Source organism: Parvibaculum sp., assembly GCF_040882025.1.
Classification (GTDB): Bacteria; Pseudomonadota; Alphaproteobacteria; order Parvibaculales; family Parvibaculaceae; genus Parvibaculum.
The window spans coordinates 1-8,365 of the sequence record NZ_JBBECC010000016.1; the positions used below are offsets into that span (position 1 = coordinate 1).

The 8,365-nt window shown below is 64.3% G+C and carries 9 protein-coding genes, 1 tRNA gene and 1 pseudogene; 8 read left to right on the forward strand and 3 right to left on the reverse strand.

Annotated features, from left to right (window positions below; translation table 11 throughout):
* On the forward strand, positions 1 to 325 hold a 325-nt coding region (locus WEB61_RS01180), incomplete at its 5' end, for a winged helix-turn-helix transcriptional regulator (RefSeq protein ID WP_368062499.1).
* Between the two features lie 271 nt (positions 326 to 596).
* Here the strand turns inward: WEB61_RS01180 and lipB are convergent.
* Positions 597 to 1,280: a lipoyl(octanoyl) transferase LipB gene (gene lipB / locus WEB61_RS01185; RefSeq protein ID WP_368062500.1), complete on the reverse strand. Its 684-nt coding sequence runs from the start codon at positions 1,278 to 1,280 to the stop codon at positions 597 to 599.
* A gap of 82 nt (positions 1,281 to 1,362) precedes the next feature.
* Between lipB and WEB61_RS01190 the strand changes: the two genes are divergently transcribed.
* The 6 genes from WEB61_RS01190 to WEB61_RS01215 all read left to right on the forward strand — a co-directional run bounded on the left by WEB61_RS01190 (position 1,363) and on the right by WEB61_RS01215 (position 5,953).
* The gene (locus WEB61_RS01190; protein ID WP_368062501.1) at positions 1,363 to 1,611 is read left to right on the forward strand and encodes a FliM/FliN family flagellar motor switch protein; all 249 of its coding nucleotides are present in this window, start codon (positions 1,363 to 1,365) and stop codon (positions 1,609 to 1,611) included.
* Positions 1,612 to 1,779: 168 nt separating this feature from the next.
* A complete protein-coding gene (locus WEB61_RS01195; RefSeq protein ID WP_368062502.1) occupies positions 1,780 to 2,340 on the forward strand; it encodes a bifunctional precorrin-2 dehydrogenase/sirohydrochlorin ferrochelatase in 561 nt (186 codons plus the stop codon).
* Positions 2,337 to 3,161: a phosphoadenylyl-sulfate reductase gene (locus tag WEB61_RS01200; protein ID WP_368062503.1), complete on the forward strand. Its 825-nt coding sequence runs from the start codon at positions 2,337 to 2,339 to the stop codon at positions 3,159 to 3,161. Before WEB61_RS01195 ends, WEB61_RS01200 begins: the two co-directional genes overlap by 4 nt.
* Before the next feature lie 87 nt (positions 3,162 to 3,248).
* Positions 3,249 to 3,335, forward strand: a tRNA-Leu gene (locus tag WEB61_RS01205).
* Between the two features lie 188 nt (positions 3,336 to 3,523).
* Positions 3,524 to 4,909 carry a magnesium transporter gene (gene mgtE / locus WEB61_RS01210; protein WP_368062504.1) on the forward strand — a complete coding sequence of 462 codons (1,386 nt, stop codon included), beginning with the start codon at positions 3,524 to 3,526 and terminating at the stop codon, positions 4,907 to 4,909.
* Between the two features lie 30 nt (positions 4,910 to 4,939).
* Positions 4,940 to 5,953 (forward strand): Kelch repeat-containing protein, encoded by a 1,014-nt coding sequence (locus WEB61_RS01215; protein WP_368062505.1) that lies wholly within the window; start codon positions 4,940 to 4,942, stop codon positions 5,951 to 5,953.
* A gap of 7 nt (positions 5,954 to 5,960) precedes the next feature.
* Here WEB61_RS01215 and WEB61_RS01220 read toward each other — a convergent pair whose 3' ends face one another.
* Entirely contained in the window at positions 5,961 to 6,845 is an 885-nt protein-coding gene (locus WEB61_RS01220) for a phosphatase PAP2 family protein (RefSeq protein ID WP_368062506.1), read from the reverse strand.
* Between the two features lie 109 nt (positions 6,846 to 6,954).
* On the opposite strand from WEB61_RS01220, the gene WEB61_RS01225 reads away from it, so the two are divergent.
* Positions 6,955 to 8,154, forward strand: a complete 1,200-nt coding sequence (locus WEB61_RS01225; protein ID WP_368062507.1) for an acetyl-CoA C-acyltransferase — start codon at positions 6,955 to 6,957, stop codon at positions 8,152 to 8,154.
* Here the strand turns inward: WEB61_RS01225 and WEB61_RS01230 are convergent.
* A pseudogene (locus tag WEB61_RS01230) lies at positions 8,151 to 8,365 on the reverse strand (nuclear transport factor 2 family protein); the annotation flags it as partial. The gene WEB61_RS01225 and the pseudogene WEB61_RS01230 overlap by 4 nt on opposite strands.

Sequence of the window (8,365 nt, forward strand, 5' to 3'; positions counted from 1 at the left end):
CGAAGGCGGCATCCTCACACGCGCGGACGATCCCGCCCACAAGCAGAAGGTGATCTACAGCCTCACCGAACGGGGCATCGAACTTCTGCCGATCCTCGCCGCCATGTCGGCCTGGGGCGTCAAATATCTCCCCGTCACCGAAGAGCTCGGTATCCGCGCGAAACTCCTCACCGAGGGCGGTCCCAAACTCGTCGCCCGCTTCATGGACGAGTTGCGCGCCGAACATCTCGGCGCGAGGAAGAAAGCGCGGCGCGGTCGGTCCGTCCGCGAGGAATTGCAGGCGGCTTACGAAGCGGTGGTGGCGAAGGGGCGTCGCCGATCCTGATGCGCGCCAAAACCGGGGATTACTTTTTTTTCCGTCGACACGCTTTATCCCCGCCGATCGGTCGAGCGCGGAAATAATTTCGTGTCGCCGCCCGGGGATAAATCGTGTAATCATCCGTATACAGATGATGACTTGCGTCATTTGTGACAGTTTTATGACAGTTCCGTGACAGAAGGGGGGTCCGCTCTTCAGACATCGGCTGTGCATGCGCGTGTAAACCGTTGAAGCGTCCGGAAAATCCGGCTTATCCCCGGGTTGATCCGTAGGCGGATTATTCGCTGTCGCGGCTGAAGACCTCGTCGAAGGTCTCGCGCAGCGCGCTGTCGACATCGGCCATCGTTGCCGCCCGCCCGAGATCGGCGAGGCTGGTGACGCCGTGTTGTGCAATGCCGCACGGCACGATCCCCGAAAAATGATCGAGGTCGGGGTCGACATTGAGGCTAACCCCATGAAACGTCACCCATTTGCGGATGCGCACGCCGATGGCGGCGATCTTGTCCTCCGCCGTCAGGCCGCGGTCGGGCCGCCGCACCCAGACGCCGACGCGGTCGGCCCGCGTCTCGCCGGTCACATTGAACTGCGCCAGCGTGGCGATCAGCCAGGCCTCGAGGTCCTGCACATAGGCGCGGACATCGGGCTTCCGGCGCTTCAGATCGAGCATCACATAGGCGACCCGCTGGCCGGGCCCGTGATAGGTGTATTGCCCGCCGCGGCCGGTCTGGAAGACGGGAAAGCGTTTGGGATCAATGAGATCGGCGTCGTCGGCGCTGGTGCCGGCGGTGTAGAGGGCCGGGTGTTCGAGCAGCCAGACGAGTTCCGGCGCAGTCCCTTCGGCGATCGCGGCGGCCCTGGCTTCCATCTCCGCCACCGCCGTTTCGTAAGGAACCGGCGCATCCGAGAGGCGCCATTCGAGTGTTGGCGCGGGCGCGTCGGCAAGGGGCAGGGACTTAACCATCGAGTAACTCTAGCATGGCAATTTGGGTGGCAGATAAAGCACTTGGAGTATCTCAGGCTGCTGGGGTCAGGTGGGGTTGCGCGTGAATTCGGTCAACAACGTATCCGTTGAAATCTCCGTCGTGCTGGGCAGGACGACGCTGCCGATCCATCAGCTTTTGCGGATGGGCCGCGGCGCGGTCATCGAGCTCGGCACACGTCAGGACGACGAAATCTGGATCCTCGCCAACAATGTGCCGATCGCGCGCGGCACGATTATCGTCAAGGGCGAGCGCATGGCGGTCTCGATCACGTCGGTCATCTCCAGCACGGATTCAGTCGCACACGGCTGAAATCATTCGATATTTTCGTTCGGCGCGGGCTCCTTTCGGGGCCCGTTTTTTGTTCTACATCTCTGTTTGTGTGGATTGTAAAATATTACGGACTTGAGTTGAATTATTCGGCACAATCGCTATCTCTAGCGGGAATTGGAAGACCCGCCGCCGTCAGGGAGGTGCTTCGTGTTTCCGGTCATGCTTGATCTCGGCACCCTGAAAGCGGTGCTTGTCGGCGAGGGCGAAGCGGCCGAAAAGCGGCTCGCGGCGCTGGATGCCGCCGGTGCGGCCCATCTGGAGGTCTATTCGGGGGCGCCGACGCCGGTGCTGGTCAAACAGGCCGGCAGACGCCTCAAGGGCGCGCGGCCCACGGGCGAGGCATTCCGGGGCGCTCGCGTCGTGTTCATCGCGGGCCTCGGCGACGCCGAAAGCGTGGCGCTGGCCGGGCTGGCGCGGGCGGCGGGCGCGCTGGTCAATACCGAGGATGTGAAGCCGCTCTGCGATTTTCATGTGCCCTCGGTGATGCGGCGCGGCGAGCTGACGATCACCGTCTCGACCGCCGGCAAGTCGCCGGGCCTGTCGCGGCGGCTGCGGCGGCATCTGGAGGGGTTGTTCGGGTCCGAATGGGCCGGGCGGCTCGACGAACTGGGCCGGCAGCGCAAGGTCTGGCGCATGCAGGGCCTCGAAACGGCCGAAATCGGCCGTCGCGTCGACGCCTATATCGAAGAGAAAGGCTGGTTGCCATGACCGCACTGGATTTGAGCCGGCGTCCCCGCGCGACAGCGGTCACCGAAAGCCGTGCCGCCATCATGGATGCGCCGACGCTCGTATCGCCGCGGCTGACGGCGTTGCGCGAGACCTATCAAGGCCTTGCGGACCAGGCGCTGCTCGAGCAGATGATCCGCACCGAATTTCCGGGCCGCATCGCCGTCGTCTCTTCCTTCGGCGCTGAATCGGCGGTCCTGCTTCACATGGTCGCCGAGATCGATCCGTCGACGCCGGTCATTTTTCTCAACACCGGCAAGCTCTTCGGCGAAACGCTGCGCTATCGCGACCGGCTTCAGGAGAAGCTCGGCCTGACGGACCTGCGTGCCGTCGGTCCGCATCCGGCGGACCTCGCAGCAAAGGATCCGAACGGCGGTCTGTGGAACAGCGATCCCGATGCCTGCTGCCATGTCCGCAAGGTGCTGCCGCTCGAGCGGGCGCTGAAGGGCTTCGATGCCTCGATCACCGGCCGCAAGCGGTTCCAGACATCGACCCGTGCCAGCATGGACCCGATCGAGGAAGAACGGGTGCGCGGCACCGGCGAGCCGGGCTCTTCGGCCGGAACCCGCTTCAAAATCAACCCGCTAGCCTATTGGGGCGAAGCGGAGCTCGAGGCCTATGTCGACGCGCACAAGCTGCCGCGGCATCCGCTGGTCAAGGACAACTACCTCTCCATCGGCTGCATGCCCTGCACCGAGCGCGTGCCCGAGGGCGGCTCCTATCGCGACGGCCGCTGGGTCGGCCGCGACAAGGACGAATGCGGTATTCATCTGCCCGCCAATCTCGATGGCGACGGGATTTGAGCTTATTGCGCTAAACCCCCGTCATGCCTCAATTTGCAGCTTGAGCAAGCCACCCGGATTTGTTACATCGGCGCGGCTTGCGAACATGCGGTCGTGGCGGAATTGGTAGACGCGCAGCGTTGAGGTCGCTGTGGGGTAAAACCCGTGGAAGTTCGAGTCTTCTCGACCGCACCATCGCAAGGCAAATCTTCAAAACCGGCAGCCGGTCGCGCATAGCGCCGGCGCCGGTTTTTTGTTTGGCAAACTTGTCCCCGTTCCCGCCTTTCGGGTTCAGATGCATTTCCCGCCGCGCGCAGTGGCGGGAACCGGCCAAATAACGCACACTCGCCGCCGGTTCGACGCACAGGATTCGCAGGTGCCGATTGACTGAAATCCCGACGCCAGACGCAGTGGAAGAAATCGCCGACGAGGCGCTGTCGCCATCCTTCGTGCGTTCGGTTGTCGATGCGGTGGATCGGGGCGACAGGGGGCAGGCGCGCGAACTGGTTTTGCCGCTCAGGCCCGCCGACACCGCCGAACTCCTCGAATTGCTGCGCACCGACGAGCGGCGCGATCTGGTCGAAATGCTCGGCTCCGATCTCAATCCGGAAGTGTTGAGCGAACTCGACGAAAGCGTTCGCGACCATCTGATGGAGCTGCTCGACCCGAGGGACATCGCCGCCGCGCTGACGGAGATGGACTCCGACGACGCCGTCTATCTCCTCGAGGACATGGACGAGGACGAGCAGCGCGAGATCCTCGATCAGTTGCCGGCCAGCGATCGCGCCGCCCTCGAACAATCGCTCGACTACCCGGAATACAGCGCCGGCCGCCTGATGCAGCGCGAGCTGGTGGCTGTGCCGCCTTTCTGGGATGTCGGCCACACGCTCGACTATCTGCGCGAGGCGCCGGACCTGCCGCACGAATTCTACGAAATCTTCGTCGTCGATGCGGCGCACAAGCCCGTCGGCACCGTGCCGCTGTCGCGCGTCACGCGCTCGAAACGGCCAATCAAGATCTCCGAAATCATGGAGAGCGAGCAGACGCTGATCCCGGTCGCGATGGACCAGGAAGACGTGGCGCTGCAGTTCAGCAAATACGACCTGATCTCGGCTGCCGTGGTGGATGAGGAAGGCCGCCTTGTCGGCGTCATCACCGTCGACGACATCGTCGAGGTTATCAGCGAGGAAGCGGCGGAAGATATTCGCCTGCTGGCTGGTGTCGGCGAGGAAGCGATTTCGGACACGGTGCTGCAGACCAGCCGCAGCCGCGTTCCCTGGCTCGCGGTCAATCTCGTCACGGCCGTCATTGCGGCCTCGGTAATTGCGCTTTTCGATGCGGCCATCGAGAAAATGGTAGCGCTCGCCGTGCTGATGCCGATCGTCGCCTCGATGGGCGGCAATGCCGGCACGCAGACCATGACCGTCACGGTGCGCGCGTTGGCCACGCGCGATCTCGTTCATTTCAACGCGCGGCGCACCATTTTGCGCGAATTTCTGGTGGGCCTTCTGAACGGCCTGATTTTCTCTGTGCTGCTCGGCGGTCTCGGCGGCTTGATATTCCAGAATGCCTGGCTTGGCGGCGTGCTGGCGGCGGCCATGATGATTAACCTTGTGGTCGCCAGCCTGATCGGCATTCTCGTGCCCTTGGGCCTTGATAAACTGGGCACCGACCCCGCCGTTTCGTCGGCCGTCTTTGTGACGACCACGACGGATGTGGTCGGTTTCTTCGCGTTTTTGGGACTTGCGGCCCTGATCCTGTTTTACTGAGGGCGATGGCCGGTTTGGGAGAGTTGAGCGATGCGTGGCGCGATCCGTTTATGGCTTTCGGGGTTCCTTCTGGCGGCGGGTTTTTGTCTGGCGACGGCGCCTGCATCGGCTGAAGGCTGGCGCGACGGGACGCCGATGACGACGGCGCGCGCTTTCGCCGGCGCCGCGTTGCTCGGCGACGATCTCTATGTCGTCGGCGGCGACAGCACGGCCGGACCGCGCAACGTGGCCGAAATCTACGACATACGTGGCAATATCTGGCGCGCGGCCGTGGCTTTGCCGGTCGGGCTGCAGCATTTCGGCATGGCCCAGCTCAACGGCCGGCTCTATATCGCCGGCGGACATGAAGCGCCGGTACAAAGCCGCATCGGCAGTACGGCCCTTTTTGGCGAAAGCGCCTCGCCGGATGTGCCCGCGAACGGCGGCGACACGGCGAATGTCTGGGTCTTCGATCCGAATATCGGAAGCTGGCTTTCCGGCCCTTCGATGCCGGCCGCCCGGGCCGGCCACGGTCTTGTCGCCGTTGACGGCAAACTTTATGCACTGGGCGGGCGCGGCGAGGGCGCGTCGCGCGTTTTCGTCTACGACCCGGCGCGCGACCGCTGGAGCGTTTCGGGTTCGCCCATGCCGTCGCCGCGCGTCGCTGCGGCCTATGCAGTCGCGGACGGGCTCATCTATGCGATCGGCGGCCTCAATGGCGGCGCGGCGTCGGCGCGTGTCGATATTTTCAATCCGTCGAACGGAAGCTGGCGCAGCGGATCGTCGCTGCCGGAGCCGCGCGCAGGCCATGTCGCGGCCGTTCTCGACGGCAGGCTGCATGTGACGGGTGGCGAGCAACGGCGGCCCTTGCGCACCTATGGCGATCATTTCGTGCTCGATCTCGCCGGGACCGCATGGCAGCGCGCGACGTCGATGCCGACCCCGCGCCACGGCGCGGTTGCCGCCGCCACGGGCGGTCGCTTCATCGTTGTGGGCGGCAGCCCCGGCGCGGGCGTCTATACGGTTTTCACCGAATCCGACATGGTCGACATCTACACGGAGTGAGCCCGCGTCACTTCATCAGCTTCACCGCCCGGAAGCCCATCGGTGCGATATAGGTCGCGTAAATGCCGATGGCCGCCGCGGCCGTGTAGCCGGTGATGGCCGCCGGAAAGCCGATCATTTCGCCACCGCGCGTCAAGAGATCGCGCATGACGAAGAGCCCGACCACCCCGGCTACCGCCATCACGACCTGAAGCCACCAGACAGGCAGGATCGGCTTTTCGGGCGCGGCCTTGCGGTCGAGCGCGGCCCCGGCGAACCAGCCGAACAGCATGAAAAGGACAGCGGCAATGGCATTCGGCTCGCGCTCCGCCGGCCAGATCAGCCAGAGCAGCGGGATGGCAAGGACGATCACCGCGAAGTCCATCCACGCGGGCAGACGCCGCCACCGCGCGACGATGTTTTCCTGAACGAGAACCGCGAAGACCGCGATGCTGATGAGCCCAAGGCCAATGCCGACCAGCACGTCTTCGACATCGTGTACGCCCAGATAGATGCGGCTGGCACAGACGCCTGCCGCAATGAAAATCGCGGCTGCCCAAGCCCAGGGCCGCTTGATCTCATAGGCAAGCCAGAGCCACATGGCCACGGCGACCTGCGCATGGCCGGACGGCAAGCCATAGGAATCCGAGACGCGCTCCGCATCGAGCTGGAAAGCGGGATCGGGCCGCGCATCCTGCCAGAAATCCTTGAGCCAGGCGTTTACAAGCGCCGTGACGGTAATGAGGACGGCGAGGCGCGTAAACAGCGCCCGATCCCAGAGCCAGTAGCCGATCGGCAGGAATATAAGGAAGAAAGGCGCGTAACCGAGCCAGGTGAAGCCATTGAAAACGACAGTGGCGGTGTCGCTGCGTAAGGGTACCACCCAACTTAAATCGTGCAGGAAATCTTCCATCGCGCTTTCCCCCCATTTCGCGCGGCCTGTTTGGCGGCCGCTTGTTTTAGGCTAGGGTTCTGCCCCGAATCCCGGCCATTGCCGTCAGTCTAGTCGTGGAAACAGCCCCATGTCACAAAACCGTCATGAAACCGATCCCGTCGTCATCGTCAGTGCGGCGCGCACGCCGATGGGCGGCTTTCAGGGGGTGCTGTCGGGCCTCACCGGGCCGGAGCTTGGCGCGGCTGCCGTCAGGGGCGCCGTCGAACGCGCGGGCGTCGGGCCGGCGGAAGTCGATGAGGTGCTGATGGGCTGCGTGCTCTCGGCCGGCGCGAAGCAGGCGCCTGCGCGGCAGGCGGCGCTGAAAGCCGGGCTCGACGAGAAGACGCCGTGCACGACAATCAACAAGATGTGCGGCTCGGGCATGAAGGCCGTGATGATGGCGCATGACGCGATCGTCGCGGGGCATGGCGATGTCGTCGTGGCCGGCGGTCTGGAGAGCATGACCAACGCGCCCTATCTGCTGCCCAAGGCCCGCGGTGGGCTGCGTCTCGGGCATGGCGAGATCAAGGACCATATGTTCCTCGACGGCCTTGAGGACGCCTATGAAGGGCGGCTGATGGGTTCCTATGCCGAGGACACCGCGCGGCACTATCAGTTCACGCGCGATGCGCAGGATGCCTATGCGACGGAGTCCCTGAAGCGGGCCAGGCGCGCGGTCGAGGGCGGCACGTTCGCGCCGGAGATCGTGGCGGTCGAAGTGCCTGGGCGGAAGGGCGCGGTCGAGGTCGTGCAGGACGAGCAGCCGCTGACGGCGGACGCGTCGAAAATTCCAACGCTCAAACCTGCCTTTGCGAAGGACGGCACGGTGACGGCGGCCAACTCCAGCTCGATTTCGGATGGCGCTGCGGCACTGGTGCTGATGCGTTTGTCGGAGGCCGAGAAGCGCGGACTTTCGCCGCTTGCCGCCATTCGCGGGCATACGATGCATGCGCAGGCGCCGGCCTGGTTTTCAACCGCGCCGGTCGGTGCAATCTCGAAGCTGATGGAGCGTACCGGCTGGAAGGCTTCGGATGTCGATCTCTGGGAGGTCAACGAAGCCTTTGCCGTCGTTGCGATGGCGGCGATCAGGGAACTCAGCCTTTCCCACGACAACATGAACATCTATGGCGGCGCCTGCGCGCTCGGGCATCCGATCGGCGCTTCGGGCGCGCGCATTCTGGTGACGCTGCTCAATGCGTTGCAGCAGACCGGTGGCAAGCGTGGCGTCGCCTCGCTCTGCATCGGGGGCGGCGAGGCGACGGCGGTGGCTATCGAACGGTTGAACTAGGCAGCGGCCTGTCCGAGCGACGCCTTCACATGTTCGGCGAGCGCAATCAGGCCGTTCAACGGGCGGATCAACACTTCGATATGACTCATCCGGCCATCCGCGTCGATGGTGATGCGGTCGATGCCTTTCAGCTTCGTGTCGCCGATGCGCGACTCGAATTCGAGGATGATCTCGTTGCCGTCGATCCATTCCTTTGTGTAGGTGAAGTCCT

Excerpts from the sequence above, each read along its gene's own strand:
- lipB (WP_368062500.1), bottom strand. The coding sequence starts at position 1,280 with ATGGTTAAGTCCCTGCCCCTTGCCGACGCGCCCGCGCCAACACTCGAA.
- WEB61_RS01215 (WP_368062505.1), top strand. The coding sequence starts at position 4,940 with ATGCGTGGCGCGATCCGTTTATGGCTTTCGGGGTTCCTTCTGGCGGCG.
- WEB61_RS01220 (WP_368062506.1), bottom strand. The coding sequence starts at position 6,845 with ATGGAAGATTTCCTGCACGATTTAAGTTGGGTGGTACCCTTACGCAGC.
- WEB61_RS01200 (WP_368062503.1), top strand. The coding sequence starts at position 2,337 with ATGACCGCACTGGATTTGAGCCGGCGTCCCCGCGCGACAGCGGTCACC.
- WEB61_RS01225 (WP_368062507.1), top strand. The coding sequence starts at position 6,955 with ATGTCACAAAACCGTCATGAAACCGATCCCGTCGTCATCGTCAGTGCG.